Raw genomic sequence first — 18,225 nt, 5'->3', positions numbered from 1 at the left:
GACACAAAGCGGCCCGGCCCGCGGGAGAAGAAGACTCCCGCGGGCCGGGCCGCATGTCACATCAGTTGTCCACGGGGGACGCGTCAGATCTCGCCGCGCAGCTTGGCGAGCGCCTCGGCGAGGATCGCCTCGCCGTCGGCGTCCGTGCGCCGCTCCCGTACGTACGCCAGGTGCGTCTTGTACGGCTCGGTGCGCGGCGGCGCCGGCGGGTTGTCCCGGTCCTGGCCGGCCGGGAACCCGCAGCGCGGGCAGTCCCAGGTATCCGGCACCTGCGCGTCGCTGGCGAAGCTCGGCTGCGTCTCGTGCCCGTTCGAGCACCAGAAGGAGATGCGCAGGCGGGGCGCGGACTCGCCGCGCTCGGCCTCACCCATCGGCCCCGCTCCGACCCGACTACCACGGATCGCGTTGCCACTTGCCACGGTCGTAACTCCCTGCGTGATGGTGCCGCGAAGCGTGAGTGGATTCCGCCGCGGGCGCCCAAGTCTACGTAAGGCCCAACGCCCGTCCAGGAGTGGAGTTACCCATTCCAGACAAGAACGCTGGACCTCATGATAGGCCGGAGGGAGCCGACCGGACTGCCGGAATGGCCAGAACGCTTCAGCTGCCGGACTTCATGAGCAGACCGAGCGCGACGATGCACGCGAACCACAGGAGACCGATCACCACGGTGATGCGGTCAAGGTTGCGCTCCGCGACCGAGGAGCCACCGACCGACGACTGCATACCGCCGCCGAACATGTCGGAAAGACCGCCGCCCTTGCCCTTGTGCATCAGCACGAGCAGCATCAGCAGGGCGCTGAAGACGACCAAGGCGATCTCGAACCCCAAAATCACGGCTGATTCCTACTTTCTGGGCTTTCTGGACTTTCCCGCATTGCCGATTACGAGCACGGGGGCCAGCAGCTCGTTCAGCCTGCTGGCCCCCGCAAGGGTACGACGGATCCGCCCTACCGCATACTCACGACGACCGTCACTGGTCGCGGAAACGCACGATCTTGACGAACTCGTCCGCGTCCAGCGCCGCGCCGCCGATCAGGGCGCCGTCGACGTCGGGCTGGGCCATGATCGCGGCGATGTTGCCGGACTTGACCGAGCCGCCGTACTGGATGCGGACCTTGTCGGCCAGCTCCTGCGAGTACAGCTCCGCGAGACGGCCGCGGATGGCACCGCAGACCTCCTGCGCGTCGTCGGGGGTGGCGACCTCGCCGGTCCCGATCGCCCAGACGGGTTCGTACGCGATGACGATGGACTCGACCTGCTCGGCCGGGACGTCCTTGAGGCCGCCGTCGAGCTGGTTCAGCGTGTACTGGACCTGCTGGCCGGCCTTGCGGATGTCCAGGCCCTCGCCGACGCACAGGATCGGGGTGAGCCCGTGCTTGTAGGCGGCCTTGACCTTGGCGTTGCAGATCTCGTCGCTCTCGCCGTGGTACTGGCGGCGCTCGCTGTGGCCGACGGCCACGAACGCGCACTTCAGCTTCGACAGCATGGAGCCGGAGATCTCGCCGGTGTAGGCGCCCGAGTCGTGCGCCGAGATGTCCTGGGCGCCGTACTTGATCTTCAGCTTGTCACCGTCGACCAGGGTCTGGACCGAACGGAGGTCGACGAAGGGCGGCAGCACCGCGACCTCGACGGCGTCGAAGTCCTTGTCGGCCAGGGCGAAGGCGAGCTTCTGGACGTGGGCGATGGCCTCGAGGTGGTTGAGGTTCATCTTCCAGTTGCCCGCCATCAGCGGGGTACGCGTGGTCATGCGGTTCAGACCTCCAGTGCGGCGAGGCCGGGGAGCGTCTTGCCCTCGAGGTATTCGAGGGAGGCGCCGCCACCGGTCGAAATGTGGCCGAAAGCGTTCTCGTCGAAGCCGAGCGTGCGCACGGCGGCGGCCGAGTCGCCACCGCCGACCACGGTGAAGGCGTCGCTGTCGACGAGGGCCTGCGCGATCGCGCGGGTGCCGCCGGCGTAGTCGGGGTGCTCGAAGACGCCCACGGGACCGTTCCAGAAGACGGTCTCGGCATCGGTGATCTTCGAGGCGTACAGCTCGCGGGTCTTGGGGCCGATGTCCAGACCCTCCTGGTCCGCGGGGATCTTGTCCGCGTCCACGGTGATGAAGTCCGCCGGGGCCTTGGTCTTCAGGTCCGGGAAGTCCTTGGAGGCGAGGATGTCGACCGGGAGCACGAGCTCGACGCCGTTCTTCTCGGCGCGCTCCATGTACTCCTTGACGACGTCCACCTGGTCCTTCTGGAGCAGGGAGATGCCGACCTCGTAGCCCTTGGCGTAGAGGAAGGTGTACGCCATGCCGCCGCCGATGAGGAGGCGGTCGGCCTTGCCGAGCAGCTCGTCGATGACGGCGAGCTTGTCGGAGACCTTGGCGCCGCCGAGGATGACCACGTACGGGCGCTTGACCTCGGCGGTCAGCTTCTTCAGGACGCCGACCTCGGTGGCGATGAGGTAGCCGGCCGCGTGCGGGAGGCGCGCGGGGAGGTCGAAGACCGAGGCGTGCTTGCGGTGGACAGCGCCGAAGCCGTCGCCGACGTAGACGTCGGCCAGCTCGGCGAGCTGGTCCGCGAAGGCGCCGCGCTCGGCGTCGTCCTTCGCGGTCTCACCGGCGTTGAAGCGCAGGTTCTCGATGACGGCGACCTGGCCGTCGGCGAGGGCGGCGACGGTCTCCTTGGCGGAGGCGCCGACCGTGTCGGTGGCGAACGCGACGTCCGTGCCGAGCAGCTCGCCGAGGCGGGCCGCGGCCGGGGCGAGGGAGAAGGCCGGGTCCGGGGCGCCCTTGGGGCGGCCCAGGTGCGAGGCCACGATCACGCGGGCGCCGGCCTCGGCGAGCTTCGTGATGGTCGGCTGCACGGCGCGGATGCGGCCGTCGTCAGAAATCTCGGTGCGCCCCCCGTTGACGGCGAGCGGCACGTTGAGGTCCGCGCGGACGAAGACCCGCTTACCGGACACGCCCTCGGCGAGAAGTTCGTCGATCGTCTTCATTGCTGTTTCTACTCCTTTTCCCCGGCCGGATCCTGTATCCGTGCGGGGTGAGAGGTACAAGGCAAGCAACAGGGCCCGTACAGCGCTTCGTCGCGCTGCCCGAGCCCCGGTGCTCACATTGTGGTGCCTGCTGCCTTGGTGCTCAGAGCTGGCCGCCGACGAACACGGTCAGGTCGACGAGGCGGTTGGAGTAGCCCCACTCGTTGTCGTACCAGCCGATGACCTTGACGCTCTTGCCCTGGACCATGGTCAGGGAGGAGTCGAAGGTGCAGGAGTACGGCCAGTTCACGATGTCGGAGGAGACGATCGCGTCCTCGGTGTAGTCCAGGATGCCCTTGAGCTGGCCCTGAGAAGCCTTCTGGAAGGCCGAGTTGACCTCGTCCTTGGTGACTTCGCGCTCGAGCTCGATGACGAGGTCGGTCACGGAACCGGTCGGGACCGGGACGCGCATCGCGATGCCGTCGAGCTTGCCCGCCAGCTCCGGGATGACCAGCGCGGTGGCCTTGGCGGCACCCGTGGTGGTCGGGATGATGTTCTCGGCGGCGGCGCGGGCGCGGCGCAGGTCCGAGTGCGGGAAGTCCAGGATGCGCTGGTCGTTCGTGTACGCGTGGACCGTCGTCATCATGCCCTTGACGATGCCGAAGTTCTCCAGGAGGACCTTGGCCATCGGCGCCACGCAGTTGGTGGTGCAGGAGGCGTTGGAGATGACGTGGTGGTTGGCCGCGTCGTACTTCTCCTGGTTGACGCCCATCACGATCGTGATGTCCTCGTCCTTGGCCGGAGCCGAGATGAGGACCTTCTTCGCACCGGCCGCGATGTGCTTGGCGGCGTCGGCCTTCTTGGTGAAGATGCCGGTCGACTCGATGACGATGTCGGCGCCCAGCTCGCCCCAGGGCAGGTTCGCGGGGTCGCGCTCGGCGAAGGTCTTGAAGGTGTTGCCGCCGACGGTGATGGTGTCGTCGGTGTGGCTGACCTCGGCCTTGAGGCGGCCCAGGATCGTGTCGTACTTGAGAAGGTGCACCAGGGTGGCATTGTCAGTCAGGTCGTTGACACCGACGATCTCGATGTCCGCTCCCTGCTCCAGGAGCGCACGGAAGTAGTTGCGGCCAATTCGGCCAAAACCGTTGATGCCTACGCGGATCGTCACGAACCGATCTCCTCGTTGGTGCGCCGGCCTGTCCGCCGGCGAGCTGTATGGGATGTCCCCGACCGCTTACGACCCTACCTCTCCGTGAGCTTCGGAGTGACATCGACCATCCTCTGACACGCCCCGAAGCCCCGCACTCCAGGACGAGTACGGGACCTCGGGGACCTTCGACCCCGTCACTCAACGTGAGCGAATGCGGGGCCCCTGATCAGCGGTTCAGCGACCGCAGCGCCTTACCGACGAGTACGGCGCGGTCGGCTGCCGCCGGCACGTGCTCCAGGCCGAAGCCCAGGAGCACGGTGTTACGCGTAGTGACTGCCGCGTAGGACTTGAACAGCTCTCCCGACCGGGACCAATCGCCCGGAACATCAGGACTTCCGGCAGGTGCGCCCTGGGCGGTCCAGACGCCGAGCGAGGACTCGAAGCCCTCGGCCACCTGGTCGGTCCCACCGACCGAGACGCGCGCCTCGTCCGCGAACACGCCGCGGCCGCCCGAGCCCGGGTCGGTGATGTAGGAGAGGGAGACCTCGACGCTCTTGCCCGCGTACGCGCTCAGGTCGAAGGAGACCTGCTTCCAGCCGCCGGAGGAGCCGGTGAAGGTGTTCCAGGAGCCGCTGGTGCCCTGCGGGGCGCAGCCTCCGCCGTCGAGGGTGAGGTAGCGGCGCAGGAAGGGGTGGTCGTTGACGAAGAACCCGGCCCCGCACTCCTCGGGAACGGTGGTGGAGCTCAGCCCGCCCAGGTCGGGGAGCGTGGTCCAGTCGTCGCCGCCCGCGGTACGGGACTCCAGGACCGCGTGGTCGTAACCCTCCTCGGTGTTCCAGTTGAGGGCCATCTTGAGCTGCGGCTTGTCGGCCGCGCTGACCCCGGTGAGGTCGATGGTCCGGGTGAGGCGCTTCCAGTCGTCGTCGGCGTGGGTGGCCGAGGCCATCCCGGCGCCGGCGTACGGGGCGTACGGGTTGGTGACTCCGGCGTACTGGCCCGCCTGCGCGCTCTTGAACTGCGGGAACTGCGCCGCCGGCAGGGTGTCGGAGGTGACGGTGTAGGAGCCGGGGCGGTCGAGCGGGTTGCCCGCGGCGTCGCCGACGGCACCCTTGGCGCCGGCCAGGGAGCCCGCCCCGGTGAAGCCGGTGGGGCCGGTGACGCCCGCGCGGCCGTAGGCGCCGAGGTAGTACTGGCTGAAGTCGTCGGTCACGGCCCGGCCGACCTGGGCGTTGCCGCCCGCCAGCTCGCCGGCCTCGACCAGCTTGCCGCCCTCGTTGAGGAAGTCGCGCACCGCCAGCTGGGTGTCGCCGCCCGGGGACTTGGCCCCGGTGTAGTGGACGGCCGTACGGAAGTGGGAGAGCACTCCGAGGTGGTGCGGGGCGCCCTGGACGGCCACGTCCCAGACCGCCGCGCTCTTCCCGTTGGCGCGCAGGGCGTCCACGTACTCCTGGGCGTGCTGCGCGGGGGCGCCCTCTTCGGCGATCACGAGCACGTCGGCGCGCGGCCGCTGGGCCACGGTGTACGTGAAGTGCTCGCTGGAGACCTTCTTGCCGGTGCGGTCGCGGCCGGTGAACCAGACCTCGACCTTGTCGCCGGGCTTGGTGCCGTCGACCTTGGCCCGGTACTCGTCGAACCAGTTGTTGTCGTCGCCGCCGTAGACGTCACCGCCCTTCCAGGCCTTGAGGTCCTCGTCGTGGGTGCGGCCCCCGTTGACATTGAAGTTCAGTTCCTTGTCCTTCAGCGCCTTGCGGGCCGTGACGGCGACCGTCTGGTCCTCGCCGCGGGCCGCGTAGGAGGTGGTGAAGGGGTCGAGGGTGAAGTCCGCGGCGCTCAGGCCCACGGAGGACTTCGGCTGGTCCGGGTGCTCGGCGCTCTCGGCGACGGACAGCGCGAAGGGGATGTTCTTGGTGAACTCCGCCTGGATGAGCTTCTCGTCGTCCGGGAAGTTGAAGCCGGAGGCGCAGTCCTCGGGCTTCCACCGGTCGTTCGGGTCGATCGCGGAAGCCGTCTGGCAGGTGGTCATCTCGGGCGTGAACATCATGACGCCGTTGGCGTTGGCGGCCTGGCTGTCGGCCTCGCCGTTGGTGGTGTAGAGCTCCGAGGACACCTGCGGGTAGTAGCCGGGTACGGCCGAGTTCTCCGGGGTGCCGGCCAGCGCCTTGTAGGCGATGTCGTCGGGGGTCGGGGTGGCCACCTGCCAGCCCACGCCGTAGAGCAGCAGCTCGGCGGCCGAGTGGTAGTTGACGGCGTAGCTGAAGCCGATGCGCTTTTGGAACTTGTCGAGGGCGACCGTCTCGGGCTCGGAGGCGGCCTTGGGCCCGCGGTAGGTCTCGCTCGACAGGTTGGGCGAGGAGCCCTCGTTGTCGTAGCCCCACTTGTAGGCGAAGTTGCGGTTGAGGTCGACGCCGTCGCCGGCCGTGATCTTCCCGTCGCCGTTGTTGTCGCGCAGGTTCTTGCGCCACAGCCGCTGGCCGTCGGGGGCGAAGGTGTAGTCGTAGCCGTCGGGGTTGGCGGAGAGCAGGAACCACAGCTCGGTGGAGTCCACCAGCTTGGTGATCCGCGGATCCTTGCCGTAGTTGTCGAGGGTGTGGTGCATCAGCCGCCGGGTCATCTCGGGGGTGATCCACTCGCGGGCGTGCTGGTTCGACATGTACAGCACGGAGGGCTTGTCGCCGTCCTTGGACTTCTTGGCGTTCTTGCTGACCTTCAGGGCGAGGATGTCCTTGCCCTGGACGGTCTTGCCGATGGAGACGACCTTGGTGAGGCCGGGGTTCTCCTGGGCCGTGCGCAGGATCTCCTCCTGCAGTCCGCCCTTGCCGCTGTACGGGCGGAACACGCCGTCGCCGGCCTCCAGGGTGCGCGCCGCGGCCTTGGCCGGGACCTTGCGCTCGGCGAGTTTGATCCCCTTGGCCGCCAGGTCCTTGGCCTGGCCGCCGGTGAGGAAGAGCTCGACCTTGGCGGTCCCGGTGGCCGGGGCGCGTTCGGAGAGCTCGTGCCCGTCCTGGCCGGCGGCCAGCACGAGCGGGACCTGCTCCTTGGTGATGTCGGCGTCGTAGACCCGTACCTCGTCGGCGGCGGACTTCGCGGCCGCCTCGGCCTGGGCATGGGCCGCCGCGGGTAGTGCGGCCAGTGTGGTGCCGAAGACGAGTGCGCTTGCGGCGAGGATCGATCTCGCGCGGTGCCTCATATGCCCCCCTGGGCGTCGTCTGCCACGAAAGCTGTCGTCTGCCACGAAAGCCTCGGACGACAGGCTCACGACCAGTCCATGCTCATGTCAATGGGGCCTACGGAAAGAGGCCCGCACGAATGATCGTGCGGGCCCCCGTCCGAGGGACTCAGCCGGCCAGGTTGTCGGCCAGTTCCTCGGCGTCGCTGAGGTCGAGGTTCGACTCCGTGCCCGGGATCCCGAGGTCCTGGGCCCGCTTGTCGGCCATCGCCAGCAGGCGGCGGATCCGGCCCGCGACCGCGTCCTTGGTCAGCGGCGGGTCGGCGAGCGCGCCCAGCTCCTCCAGGGAGGCCTGCTTGTGCTCCATGCGCAGCCGGCCGGCCGCGGCGAGGTGCTCGGGGACCTCCTCGGCGAGGATCTCCAGGGCGCGCTGCACCCGGGCTCCGGCGGCCACCGCGGCCCGCGCCGAGCGGCGCAGGTTGGCGTCGTCGAAGTTGGCGAGGCGGTTGGCGGTGGCGCGCACCTCGCGCCGCATCCGCCGCTCCTCCCAGGCCAGCACCGAGTCGTGGGCGCCGAGCCGGGTCAGCAGGGCGCCGATGGCGTCCCCGTCCCGGACGACGACCCGGTCCACGCCGCGGACCTCCCGGGCCTTCGCGGCGATGGAGAGCCTGCGGGCGGCGCCGACCAGGGCCAGGGCGGCCTCCGGGCCGGGGCAGGTGACCTCCAGGGAGGAGGACCGTCCCGGCTCGGTGAGCGAGCCGTGGGCCAGAAAGGCCCCGCGCCAGGCCGCCTCCGCGTCGCAGGTGGCCCCGGAGACCACCTGCGGGGGAAGACCCCGGATCGGACGGCCGCGGCCGTCCACGAGCCCGGTCTGGCGCGCCAGCTGGTCGCCGCCGGCGACCACGCGGACCACGTACCGGTTGCCCCGGCGCAGGCCGCCGGGAGCCATGATCACCAGATCCGAGGAGTGCCCGAAGATCTCCAGGATGTCCTTGCGCAGGCGGCGGGCCGCGATCCCCGCGTCCAGTTCCGCCTCGATGACGATCCGGCCGCTCACCAGGTGCAACCCGCCCGCGAACCGAAGGATCGCCGAGACCTCCGCCTTCCTGCAGCAGGTGCGGGTCACGGGCAGGCGGGCGATCTCATCCTTCACCGCGGGCGTCATCGCCATGGGCCGATCCTTCCATGCATCCGAAAAATACGGTCGTACGCGGCGGCGAGCAGCTCCGGATCATGCTTCGGAGAGCCGTCCTGCCTGGCAACCGGCGCCAGCTCGACCGCGGCGCCGAACCGTTTTGCGGCATCGGCGAGGGACTCGCGGTCGGGCACGGCGGCCTGATCGGCCAGAACCACGTCCAGGGCGAGTTTAGGGGCGTGTCGGGCCAAAACCTCCAAATGACGCTGCGGAGAGAAGCCCTCTGTTTCGCCGGGTTGCGGAGCGAGGTTCAGCGAGAGGACCCGCCGGGCCTTCGTCTCGATCAGCGCGTCGAGCAGTTCCGGCACCAGCAGGTGCGGAATCACGGACGAGAACCAGGACCCCGGACCGAGCACCACCCAGTCCGCGTCGAGCACCGCCGCCACCGCTTCCGGCACCGCCGGCGGATCGGCGGGCACCACCTGTACGGAGAGCACCTCGCCGGGGGTCAGCGCCACCGTGGCCTGTCCCCGTACGGTGTCCACGTCCTCGGGGCGGGCCGGATCGTGACCCTTGACCAGGGCCTGGAGCTCCAGGGGAACCGCCGACATCGGCAGGACCCGGCCCTGGGCGCCGAGCAGCTTGCCGACGAGGTCCAGGGCCTGGACGGGGTCGCCGAGCTGCTCCCACAGGGCCACGATCAGCAGATTGCCGACCGCGTGCTCGTGCAGATCGCCCTTGGACTGGAAACGGTGCTGGATGACCCGGGCCCAGGTCTGGCCCCAGTCGTCGTCACCGCACAGCGCGGCCAGCGCCTTGCGCAGGTCCCCGGGCGGCAGCACGCCCAGCTCCTCGCGCAGCCGGCCGCTGGAGCCACCGTCGTCCGCGACGGTGACGACGGCGGTCAGCTCGCCCGTGATCCGGCGCAGGGCGGTCAGCGAGGCCGACAGGCCCCTGCCGCCGCCGAGCGCCACGACCTTGGGCGCGACCACCTTGGGGGCCTCGCCGCGGCGCAGGCCGGTGCGGCCCTCGCCGTCCTCGCCCTTGCCGGAGGTGAGCCGGCGCAGGCGGCGGAGCCGCATGGTCCGTCCGGTCACTCGCGCCCCATGTCCCTGTGGACGACGACGGTCTCGACTCCCTCGGAGGCGAGGCGGGCTGCGAGCTTCTCCGACATGGCGACGCTGCGGTGCTTGCCGCCGGTGCAGCCGACCGCGATGGTCACGTACCGCTTGCCCTCGCGGCGGTAGCCGGTGGCGATGAGCTGGAGCAGCTCGGTGTAGCGGTCGAGGAACTCCTTGGCGCCGGGCTGGCTGAAGACGTAGCCCGACACCTCCTCGTTCAGCCCGGTGAAGGGGCGCAGCTCCGGGACCCAGTGCGGGTTGGGGATGAAGCGGCAGTCGACGACGAGGTCGGCGTCGACGGGCAGGCCGTACTTGTAGCCGAAGGACATGACGGTGGCCCGCAGCTCGGGCTCCTCGTCGCCCGCGAACTGGGCGTCCATCTTGGCGCGCAGCTCGTGCACGTTCAGGCTGGAGGTGTCGATGACCAGGTCGGCGTCGCCGCGCAGCTCGCGCAGCAGGTCGCGCTCGGCGGCGATGCCGTCGACGATGCGGCCGTCGCCCTGGAGCGGGTGCGGGCGGCGGACCGATTCGAAGCGGCGGACGAGGGCGTCGTCCGAGGACTCCAGGAAGACGATGCGCCGGGTGACCCCGCGGGCCTCCAGGTCGGAGAGGGACTCGCGCAGGGCGTCGAAGAACTGGCGGCCGCGTACGTCCACGACGACGGCGATGCGCGCCACGTTGCCCTGCGAGCGGGCGCCGAGTTCCACCATGGTGGTGATCAGCGCCGGCGGGAGGTTGTCCACGACGAACCAGCCGAGGTCCTCCAGGCACTTGGCCGCCGTACTGCGGCCGGCCCCGGACATGCCGGAGATGATCACCAGCTCGGGGATGGCCGCCTCGGCGGTATCTCCGGGCTCCACTGTCGTGCCCGTATTCACCTGTGCTCCGTCTCGGTCGTACTCGGATGCGGCATCGCGCTCGGAATCATGCTCTGCTCCGCCGTCGTGCTGGGTTTCGCGCTCGGTCATTGCTCGGACCCCCGTTCGGACGCTGCTCCCGCGGGTGCGGGTGTCTCATCCTCAATGATCTCCCCGGTCGCCGTATTGACGGCGGGACCGGCGGGAACCGCCTGGGCGAGGGCCACGACCACGGCTTCGGCCGTCTTGCGGCCTATGCCCGGGACCTCGCAGATCTGGTCAATTGTCGCCTGCCGGAGCTTCTTCACCGAACCGAAGTGCTTGACCAGGGCCAGCCTGCGGCTCTCGCCCAGCCCGGGGACCTCGTCGAGCGGGCCGGCCTTCAGGCGTTTGCCCCGCTTGTTGCGCTGGTACTGGATGGCGAACCGGTGGGCTTCGTCACGCACCCGCTGGAGCAGGTAGAGCCCCTCGCTGCTGCGGGGCAGCACCACCGGGTCGTCCTCCCCGGGCAGCCAGACCTCTTCCAGCCGCTTGGCCAGGCCGCACACCGCGACGTCGTCGATCCCCAGCTCCTCCAGGGCCCGCTTGGCGGCGGCCACCTGCGGCTGCCCGCCGTCGACCACGACGAGCTGCGGGGGGTAGGCGAAGCGCTTGGGGCGCCCCTCGTCCTCGGCGGCCTGCGCGTGGCCGCCATCGGCGTCCCCGGCGGCCCCGGCGGCTGCTGCGGCCCCGGCGGCCTCGGGGGACCACTCCCCCGTCTTCAGCTTCTCCTGGAGGTACCGGCGGAAGCGCCGCGAGACCACCTCGTGCATGGAGCGGACGTCGTCCTGCCCCTCGAAGGTCTTGATCTGGAAGCGCCGGTACTCGCCCTTGCGCGCCAGCCCGTCCTCGAAGACCACCATCGAGGCCACCACGTCGTCGCCCTGCAGGTGCGAGATGTCGAAGCACTCGATGCGCAGCGGCGCACCGTCCAGCTCCAGCGCCTCGGCGATCTCCTCCAGGGCCCGCGAGCGGGTGGTGAGGTCGGCGGCGCGCTTGGTCTTGTGCAGGGCGAGGGACTGCTGGGCGTTGCGGTGGACGGTCTCCATCAGCGCCTTCTTGTCCCCGCGCTGCGGGACGCGCAGGCTGACGTTGGACCCGCGGCGCTCGGCGAGCCACTGGCTGAGCGCGGGCGTGTCCTCGGGGAGCACGGGGACCAGCACCTCCTTGGGGACGGCCTCGCCCTTCTCCTCCCCGTACAGCTGCTGCAGGGCGTGCTCGACCAGGCCGGCGGTGTCGACGGCCTCGACCTTGTCGGTGACCCAGCCGCGCTGGCCCCGGACCCGGCCGCCGCGTACGTGGAAGATCTGCACGGCCGCTTCGAGCTCGTCCTCGGCGACCGCGAACAGATCGGCGTCGGTGGCGTCGGCGAGGACGACCGCGTTCTTCTCCATCGCCCGGCGCAGGGCCCCTATGTCGTCGCGCAGCCGGGCGGCCTTCTCGTACTCCATCTCCTCGGCGGCCTCGGTCATCTGCTGTTCGAGGCGGCTGAGGTAGGTGCCGGTGCGGCCGGCCATGAAGTCGCAGAAGTCCTCGGCGAGTTCGCGGTGCTCCTCGGGGGTGACCCGGCCGACGCAGGGCGCGGAGCACTTGCCGATGTAGCCGAGCAGGCAGGGGCGGCCGATCTGGGCGGAGCGCTTGAACACCCCGGCCGAGCAGGTGCGGACGGGGAAGACCCGGAGCATCAGGTCGACGGTCTCGCGGATGGCCCAGGCGTGCCCGTACGGGCCGAAGTAGCGCACGCCCTTCTTCTTGGGACCGCGCATGACCTGGACCCGCGGATAGTCCTCGTTCATGGTGACGGCGAGGGAGGGGTAGCTCTTGTCGTCCCGGTACTTCACGTTGAACCGGGGGTCGAACTCCTTGATCCAGGAGTATTCGAGCTGGAGCGCCTCGACCTCGGTGGAGACCACGGTCCACTCGACGGAGGCGGCCGTGGTCACCATGGTGGCGGTACGGGGGTGCAGCCCGGCGAGGTCCTGGAAGTAGCTGGCCAGCCGCTGGCGCAGGCTCTTGGCCTTCCCGACGTAGATCACCCGGCGGTGCTCGTCGCGGAACTTGTAGACCCCCGGGGAGTCCGGGATCTGTCCCGGCTCGGGGCGGTAGCTGGAAGGGTCGGCCATGGCGACCACCCTACTGTCGCCCGCCGACAACCGGGCCGTGGCAGTGCGGGGTCCGGCCGCCCGGAGGACGGCCGGACCCCGCGGGTGGTTACGCCCGCACCACCCCCCGGCGCCGGGAGCGGCGCGCGGCCACCACGCCGGCCGCGCCCAGCGCCAGAGCCACGGCTCCGGCGGCCGCCCCGGCGCCCGCGGAACCGGGCCCCTCCCCGGAGCGGGAGGCGGCGGTGGCTTCCGTGGGGGCGAAGCCACCGGCCTTCCCGGACTTGCTGTAGGCGGAGCCCGGCAGCTTGTCCCCGTAGGCCTTCACGACCCGGGTCCGGTAGTCCGCGAGGCTGATGCCCGGCGCGCCGACGGCCGTCACCGCGTCCTCGTCGAGCGGGAGCACCCGCTCGTCCCGGGCCACGTACCAGGCGTCGATCTGCGGCTCGCGGAACACCGTGCCGCCGGGGAGCTTCTGCGCTCCGAGGCGTGCGTAGCGGAACTCGTCGTCACCGGTGGCGATGTTCACCACCTGCCAGCCCGCTTCCGTCCTCGCGGTCCACAGCGCGGCCCGCTGCCCGTCCGAGGAGACGGCCTGGCTGGCGAGGAACTCCAGCCGGGCCACGGGGGCACCCGCCTTCCCGGCGACGAACTCCGGCGACAGGTAGTTCACGGGGATCGCCTCGCCCTCGATGCGGGGCCGGGCGGAGGTCAGCGAGACCTTGCCCTCGCGGGCGAAGAAGCGGGACAGGGTGGCGAGCGTGTCGGGGGCCGCGGCCGCCCGCCCGGCGTCGGCCCGGTTCTCGGCGGTGGCGTTCCCGGGCTGCGGCACGGGCGCCGCGGAGGCCTGGGTGGGGACCAGGGCCAGTACGGCGGTCGCGGCGACGACGGCCGCGGCGAGGCGAGGATTCATGAGGTCACGCCCCGATCCGGTAGAGCGAGTGGGTCCAGGAGAAGGTGCTGTTGTCCACGTACCAGGCGTGGGAGGCCCAGTTGTAGCGGTCGCTGGAGGGCCACGGGTCGCCCCAGTACACCCAGCTGTTCGCGGTGTCGTAGCCGTAGATGACGTGCATGTGGCCGCCGCCGTTGGACCACTCGATGCGGGTCTCGACCGGGCGGTTGGCGTTGATCTCGGTCTGCACGGTGGAGTACTGGAGCCAGCCGGTCACGTAGGAGCCGGAGTTGATGCCGGCCCAGCGCAGGGCGGTCTGCACGTTCGCCAGATTGGCCTGGTTGTTGGGGCAGTCGTAGCCCTGCTGGCGGTTGAAGGCGGCGTTGCAGAACTGGTTCTGGCTGTAGGTGCGGCCGAACCAGGTGGCGATCGTGTTGCCGGAGGCGGCCCAGCACCAGTTGGTCTTCTGCTGGGCCTGCATGGTGATGTTCAGCCGCTTGGAGGCCAGGGCAGCGCCGGCGGCGCTCCCCGTGACCTCGGCGGTCGTGGCGCTTACTGCGGTCGTGGTGCCCGTGGTGCCCGTACCGGCGGCGGCATCGGCGGCGGTGGCGGCAGCGGTGGGCAGGGCGAGGAGCAGGGCGGTGATGAAGGCGGCCAGGGAAAGCCGCCGGTTTCGGTTGCGCATCGCGTTCCTCCCGAGGTGGGGAGTGGGGGTGGAGGAGCGCGTCCGGACGCTGTGGAGGAGCATCAGCTGTTGTCGAGAACAGGTCAACAGGCTTCAATTCGGTGTGACATCGCGGTGTGAACGGTGGGGCCAGAGTGTGAACGTCCGCCATCGCTCCACCTGCCCCCACCGGTACCGGGAGCGCCACCCGCCAGGGCGCCCGCACCGCGTCGCGTGAACGTTCACAGGAGGAACCGCCATGCGGTCGAGCCCGAACGGCACCCCCTCGGACAGATCCCTCTCGGACAGATCCCTCCCGGACGACCCCCCGGACCTCGGGCACCTGCTACGGGAAGGCCCCTTCCACCTCGCGCTGCGCGCCGCCCTCACCGCCCGCGGCCTGCCCCTGCACCGGGTGCAGCACCGGCTCGCCGCCCGCGGCATCAAGCTGGGGGTGACCAGCCTCAGTTACTGGCAGCAGGGTGCCCGGCGGCCCCGCCGCCCCGAGTCCCTGAAGGCCGTACGGGCCCTGGAGCAGATCCTGGAACTGCCCGGGGGCACCCTGCTGCGGCTGCTGGCCGCACCGGATCCCGCCGCGCCCGGGACGACGGGCCGGCCGCCCGCGCGTTCGTACCGGGCACTGTTCAGCGTGGGCGCGGCCGTGGAGTCGCTGCTGGCCGGCATGGAACTGCCCGCCGACGGCGGCCTGCACACCGTCGGCCACCACGAGCGGGTGCGGATCGGGCCCGCCGGGGAGCTGCTGGGCCGCGAATCGCAGCACGTCGTACGGGCCCACCGGGACGGGGTCGACCGGTACATCGCCGTCCACCAGGGCGATCCGGGGTGCGATCCGGCGCGGATCCGGGTGCGGGCCGACGAGAACTGCCGGACCGGGCGGATCCGTCGCGACCCCGGGACCGAACTGGTCGTCGCCGAGCTGCTCTTCGACGCCCGGCTGCGCGCCGGGGACACGTACGTCTTCGGCTACGGCTTCGAGGACGGCACCGCGGGCCGCAGCAACGAGTACGTGCGCGGCTTCAGCTACACGGGCGGGCAGTACGTGCTCCAGGTCCGCTTCGACGAGGCCGCGCTGCCGGTGCGCTGCCGGCGCTTCAGCCGCAGCGGGCCGGACGCCCCGCGCGGGCGGCTCACGGACCTGAACCCGAGCGGGCCGCACCGGGCCGTGCACCTGGTGGAACAGGGCGTGCGGCGCGGGATCCTGGGGATCGGCTGGGACTGGGAGTGAGCCGGGGGGGGCGGGCCCGTCAGCCCGTCAGCCCGTCAGCCCGTCAGCCCGTCAGCCCGTCAGCCCGTCAGCCCGTCAGCCCGCTACGAGCTTGCCGCCCTCGGCCTTCACCGGGATCTCCGGCAGCGGGCTGGCGGCCGGGCCGCGCAGCACCTTGCCCGTGGTCACGTCGAAGCGGCTGCCGTGGCAGGGGCAGTTCCCCTCACCCTCGACGATCTTGTCCAGGACGCAGCCCGCGTGGGTGCACTGGGCGCTGAAGGCCTTGTACTGGCCCGCCTCCGCGCAGCTGACCAGGATCTTCTTCTCGCGGAACAGCTTCGCGCCGCCGACCGGCACCTCGGTGGCCGCGCCCAGCTCCACGGGTTCGGCGGGGACCGCCGGGGAGCCCGAGCCGCTGTTGGTCTCGGTGGAGCAGGCCGTGAGCGCCACCGCGCCGCCGGCGGCTCCGACGATCGCGGCGGCGCCCTTGAGGACGGTACGGCGGGCGGCGGACTGCAACGCGGACATGCGGTTCTCCCGGGGTGAGGGTGGGGGTGGAGCGGGGCTGGGGCCGGGCCCGGCCCCGGTTCGGCCCGGGCGGGCCCACCCGACGATACCGCCGCCCGATGGGATACCTTCCCCCGCGTGATCGTCGTCGGTGGAGAAGCCCTGATCGACCTGGTGCCCGTCGCGGAGCCGCCGGGCGCCCTGCTGCCCCGGCCCGGCGGCGGACCGTACAACACCGCGCTCGCGCTGGGCCGGCTCGGTGCACGGGTCTCGTTCTGCTCCCGGGTGTCGGCGGACGGCTTCGGCGCCTCGCTGCTCGCCGGGCTGCGCGCGGCCGGCGTGGACCTCTCGCTGGTCCAGCGGGGTCCGGAGCCGACCACGCTGGCCGTGCCCTCGCTGGCCCCGGACGGCTCGGCGGCGTACGGCTTCTACGTCGAGGGCACCGCCGACCGGCTGTTCCGGCTGCCGGCCGCACTGCCGGCGGGGGTACGGGCCCTCGCGCTCGGCACCTGCTCGCTGGTGCTGGAGCCGGGGGCGAGCGCCTACGAGGCCCTGCTCCGCCGGGAGTCCGGACGCGGGCTGCTGACCCTGCTCGACCCCAACATCCGGCCGGCCCTGATCTCCGACCCGGCGGCCTACCGGGCCCGGTTCCTGTCCTGGCTGCCGTACGTGGGCGTCCTGAAGCTGTCGGAGGAGGACGCGGCGTGGCTGGGCGGCCGCGTCGGCGACTGGCTGGCGGCGGGGCCCTCGGCCGTGGTGCTCACCCGGGGGGCCGGAGGTCTGACGGTGTGGACGCGGGAGGGCGAGGAGCACTCGGTGCCCGCGCTCCCGGTGGCGGTGGCGGACACGATCGGCGCGGGCGACACCGTGAACGCGGCGCTGCTGCACCGGCTTTCGGGCGGCGCAGCCGGTACGGGCGGTGCGGGGGGTCCCGGCGGCCCCGGTCCGGTCGACTGGCCCGAGGTGCTGTCCTACGCCGCCCGGGCGGCCGCGCTGACCTGCACCCGGGCGGGTGCGGAGCCCCCGTACGCCGCCGAGCTCAGCGGATAGCGGCCCATACGGTCCCGGCCACGGCGGGGGCGAACTCCTCGACCGGCCGGACCGTGTCGGGGCCGGAGAAGTGCAGGAAGAACGCCCGCTGGAAGCAGGCGCCGAGCAGCAGCGCGGCGGCGGCCGGGGGGTCGGCGTCGGGGCGCAGCCGGCCGCGCCGCAGCTCGCGGAGCAGATGGCCGGTGAGGGCCTCCAGCACGACGTGCGGACCCGCCCCGATGCTCCGTACGCCCTCGCGGTGGCGGGTGAGCAGGACGGGATCGGCGAAGAGCGAGGCCGCCATGGGCATGGCGTCGGCGTAGAAGAGCGAGGCGTACCGGGCGATCTCGATCAGCCGTTCCTCGACCGGCTGCTCCTCCGGGTCCGTGGTGAGCGCCGCCATCATGGCGCCGGCGTTGGGGCGGCGCTCCATCAGCACCCGGACGAACAGCTCCTCCTTGTTCGCGAAGTACTTGTAGAGCGCCGCCTCGGAGCAGCCGGCCTCACGGGCGATGGCCTTGGTGGTGGCGTTGGCCAGGCCGCTGGTGCGCATCAGGGTCTCTGCGGCGTCCAGCAGGCGCTCGGGCGTGGACCGGCTTGACTTCGGGGTGAGCATTCACTCACCCTACTGGAAGGGGTGGGTGAGTGAATGCTCACCCACCCCTCCACCTCAGAGGAGCCAGGATGAAACTCACGGTGTTCGGAGCCACGGGCGGGGTCGGCCGGGAGGTCGTCCGGCAGGCGCTCGAGGCAGGCCACGAGGTGACGGCGGTCGTCCGCGACCCCGCGCGGCTGGACGTACTGGCGCACGGCCGGCTGCGGGTGGCGGTGGTCCGGGACCTGACGGACGAGGACGCGCTGGTCCCGCTGCTGGCGGGGCGCGAAGCGGTGGTCTCGGCGCTGGGCGCGACGAGCAACAAGCAGGCCCGGCTCACCCCGGTCGCGGGCCCGGCGCTGCGGTCGATCGTCTCCGCGATGGACCGCGCGGGGGTCAGCCGCCTGGCGGCGGTGAGCGCGGCGCCGCTGGCTCCGCCGACCCCGGCGGACGGGGTGTTCGCGCGGGTGCTCGTCCTGCCCCTGCTGCGGCGGGTCCTGCGGGACGTGTACGCGGACCTCGCGGTCATGGAGACGGCGATCGCCGCCTCCGACACCCGGTGGACGGTGATCCGGCCGCCGCGGCTGCTGAACCGGCCGTGGACGGGGGCGTACCGGCGGGCGGTCGACGCCAACGTCCCCGGTGGCCGGGTCATCTCCCGCGCCGACGTCGCGGACGCCCTCCTGACGACCCTGTCCGACCCGTCGACGTCAGGCCACGCAATCGGCATCGCCACCTAGCCCGGCCCCCTCCTCGGGCTCCGCCCCAGACCCCGCTCCTCAAACGCC

At 71.4% G+C, this 18,225-nt stretch carries 17 protein-coding genes; 3 read left to right on the top strand and 14 right to left on the bottom strand.

The features are described 5' to 3' along the window. Positions 1-83: 83 nt before the first annotated feature. From OG904_RS23935 to OG904_RS23880, 12 genes are all read right to left on the bottom strand, one after another. Positions 84-419 (bottom strand): RNA polymerase-binding protein RbpA, encoded by a 336-nt coding sequence (locus tag OG904_RS23935; RefSeq protein WP_007263454.1) that lies wholly within the window; start codon positions 417-419, stop codon positions 84-86. 178 nt (positions 420-597) lie between these two features. After that, on the bottom strand, positions 598-834 hold the full coding sequence (gene secG, locus OG904_RS23930; protein WP_405494213.1) for a preprotein translocase subunit SecG: 237 nt from the start codon (positions 832-834) through the stop codon (positions 598-600). A 136-nt stretch (positions 835-970) separates the two neighbouring features. Continuing rightward, positions 971-1,747: a triose-phosphate isomerase gene (gene tpiA, locus OG904_RS23925; protein WP_405494211.1), complete on the bottom strand. Its 777-nt coding sequence runs from the start codon at positions 1,745-1,747 to the stop codon at positions 971-973. 5 nt (positions 1,748-1,752) lie between these two features. Further along, positions 1,753-2,976: a phosphoglycerate kinase gene (locus OG904_RS23920; protein ID WP_405494209.1), complete on the bottom strand. Its 1,224-nt coding sequence runs from the start codon at positions 2,974-2,976 to the stop codon at positions 1,753-1,755. 142 nt (positions 2,977-3,118) lie between these two features. Then, positions 3,119-4,123 carry a type I glyceraldehyde-3-phosphate dehydrogenase gene (gene gap / locus OG904_RS23915; protein WP_243338363.1) on the bottom strand — a complete coding sequence of 335 codons (1,005 nt, stop codon included), beginning with the start codon at positions 4,121-4,123 and terminating at the stop codon, positions 3,119-3,121. Between the two features lie 208 nt (positions 4,124-4,331). Next, positions 4,332-7,292, bottom strand: coding sequence for a M14 family zinc carboxypeptidase (locus OG904_RS23910; RefSeq protein ID WP_405494207.1), 2,961 nt, complete (start codon positions 7,290-7,292; stop codon positions 4,332-4,334). Between the two features lie 148 nt (positions 7,293-7,440). After that, positions 7,441-8,442, bottom strand: a complete 1,002-nt coding sequence (gene whiA, locus OG904_RS23905; protein ID WP_405494205.1) for a DNA-binding protein WhiA — start codon at positions 8,440-8,442, stop codon at positions 7,441-7,443. Continuing rightward, positions 8,433-9,503 (bottom strand): uridine diphosphate-N-acetylglucosamine-binding protein YvcK, encoded by a 1,071-nt coding sequence (gene yvcK / locus OG904_RS23900; RefSeq protein WP_405494203.1) that lies wholly within the window; start codon positions 9,501-9,503, stop codon positions 8,433-8,435. Before yvcK ends, whiA begins: the two co-directional genes overlap by 10 nt. Continuing rightward, positions 9,500-10,495, bottom strand: a complete 996-nt coding sequence (rapZ, locus tag OG904_RS23895) for an RNase adapter RapZ (protein WP_405494201.1) — start codon at positions 10,493-10,495, stop codon at positions 9,500-9,502. The genes yvcK and rapZ overlap by 4 nt, the downstream gene beginning before the upstream one ends. Next, positions 10,492-12,546 carry an excinuclease ABC subunit UvrC gene (gene uvrC / locus OG904_RS23890; RefSeq protein WP_405494199.1) on the bottom strand — a complete coding sequence of 685 codons (2,055 nt, stop codon included), beginning with the start codon at positions 12,544-12,546 and terminating at the stop codon, positions 10,492-10,494. Before uvrC ends, rapZ begins: the two co-directional genes overlap by 4 nt. 88 nt (positions 12,547-12,634) lie before the next feature. Next, entirely contained in the window at positions 12,635-13,438 is an 804-nt protein-coding gene (locus tag OG904_RS23885) for a hypothetical protein (RefSeq protein WP_405494197.1), read from the bottom strand. Positions 13,439-13,442: 4 nt separating this feature from the next. Continuing rightward, a complete protein-coding gene (locus OG904_RS23880) occupies positions 13,443-14,102 on the bottom strand; it encodes a papain-like cysteine protease family protein (RefSeq protein WP_405494195.1) in 660 nt (219 codons plus the stop codon). A 238-nt stretch (positions 14,103-14,340) separates the two neighbouring features. On the opposite strand from OG904_RS23880, the gene OG904_RS23875 reads away from it, so the two are divergent. Beyond that, positions 14,341-15,327 carry a hypothetical protein gene (locus OG904_RS23875; RefSeq protein ID WP_405494193.1) on the top strand — a complete coding sequence of 329 codons (987 nt, stop codon included), beginning with the start codon at positions 14,341-14,343 and terminating at the stop codon, positions 15,325-15,327. A gap of 75 nt (positions 15,328-15,402) precedes the next feature. On the opposite strand, the gene OG904_RS23870 is transcribed toward OG904_RS23875, so the two are convergent. Continuing rightward, positions 15,403-15,834 (bottom strand): Rieske (2Fe-2S) protein, encoded by a 432-nt coding sequence (locus tag OG904_RS23870; RefSeq protein ID WP_405494191.1) that lies wholly within the window; start codon positions 15,832-15,834, stop codon positions 15,403-15,405. 117 nt (positions 15,835-15,951) lie between these two features. Here OG904_RS23870 and OG904_RS23865 point away from each other — a divergent pair, with 117 nt between their 5' ends. After that, positions 15,952-16,863 carry a carbohydrate kinase gene (locus OG904_RS23865; protein ID WP_405494189.1) on the top strand — a complete coding sequence of 304 codons (912 nt, stop codon included), beginning with the start codon at positions 15,952-15,954 and terminating at the stop codon, positions 16,861-16,863. On the opposite strand, the gene OG904_RS23860 is transcribed toward OG904_RS23865, so the two are convergent. Further along, positions 16,853-17,458: a TetR/AcrR family transcriptional regulator gene (locus tag OG904_RS23860; protein WP_405494187.1), complete on the bottom strand. Its 606-nt coding sequence runs from the start codon at positions 17,456-17,458 to the stop codon at positions 16,853-16,855. The two genes, OG904_RS23865 and OG904_RS23860, sit on opposite strands and share 11 nt — an antisense overlap. Positions 17,459-17,526: 68 nt before the next feature. Between OG904_RS23860 and OG904_RS23855 the strand changes: the two genes are divergently transcribed. Next, positions 17,527-18,177: an NAD(P)-dependent oxidoreductase gene (locus OG904_RS23855; protein WP_405494185.1), complete on the top strand. Its 651-nt coding sequence runs from the start codon at positions 17,527-17,529 to the stop codon at positions 18,175-18,177. The last annotated feature ends 48 nt before the right edge of the window (positions 18,178-18,225 follow it).

The sequence above is a fragment of the Streptomyces sp. NBC_00096 genome (assembly GCF_045041305.1).
Classification (GTDB): domain Bacteria; phylum Actinomycetota; class Actinomycetes; order Streptomycetales; family Streptomycetaceae; genus Streptomyces.
Note: the sequence above shows the minus strand (reverse complement) of the source record. Positions and strands in the feature narration are given on the sequence as shown.

Excerpts from the sequence above, each read along its gene's own strand:
- OG904_RS23910 (WP_405494207.1), bottom strand. The coding sequence starts at position 7,292 with ATGAGGCACCGCGCGAGATCGATCCTCGCCGCAAGCGCACTCGTCTTC.
- rapZ (WP_405494201.1), bottom strand. The coding sequence starts at position 10,495 with ATGACCGAGCGCGAAACCCAGCACGACGGCGGAGCAGAGCATGATTCC.
- uvrC (WP_405494199.1), bottom strand. The coding sequence starts at position 12,546 with ATGGCCGACCCTTCCAGCTACCGCCCCGAGCCGGGACAGATCCCGGAC.
- OG904_RS23860 (WP_405494187.1), bottom strand. The coding sequence starts at position 17,458 with ATGCTCACCCCGAAGTCAAGCCGGTCCACGCCCGAGCGCCTGCTGGAC.
- OG904_RS23875 (WP_405494193.1), top strand. The coding sequence starts at position 14,341 with ATGCGGTCGAGCCCGAACGGCACCCCCTCGGACAGATCCCTCTCGGAC.
- OG904_RS23920 (WP_405494209.1), bottom strand. The coding sequence starts at position 2,976 with ATGAAGACGATCGACGAACTTCTCGCCGAGGGCGTGTCCGGTAAGCGG.
- OG904_RS23855 (WP_405494185.1), top strand. The coding sequence starts at position 17,527 with ATGAAACTCACGGTGTTCGGAGCCACGGGCGGGGTCGGCCGGGAGGTC.
- whiA (WP_405494205.1), bottom strand. The coding sequence starts at position 8,442 with ATGGCGATGACGCCCGCGGTGAAGGATGAGATCGCCCGCCTGCCCGTG.
- OG904_RS23880 (WP_405494195.1), bottom strand. The coding sequence starts at position 14,102 with ATGCGCAACCGAAACCGGCGGCTTTCCCTGGCCGCCTTCATCACCGCC.
- OG904_RS23870 (WP_405494191.1), bottom strand. The coding sequence starts at position 15,834 with ATGTCCGCGTTGCAGTCCGCCGCCCGCCGTACCGTCCTCAAGGGCGCC.
- OG904_RS23885 (WP_405494197.1), bottom strand. The coding sequence starts at position 13,438 with ATGAATCCTCGCCTCGCCGCGGCCGTCGTCGCCGCGACCGCCGTACTG.
- tpiA (WP_405494211.1), bottom strand. The coding sequence starts at position 1,747 with ATGACCACGCGTACCCCGCTGATGGCGGGCAACTGGAAGATGAACCTC.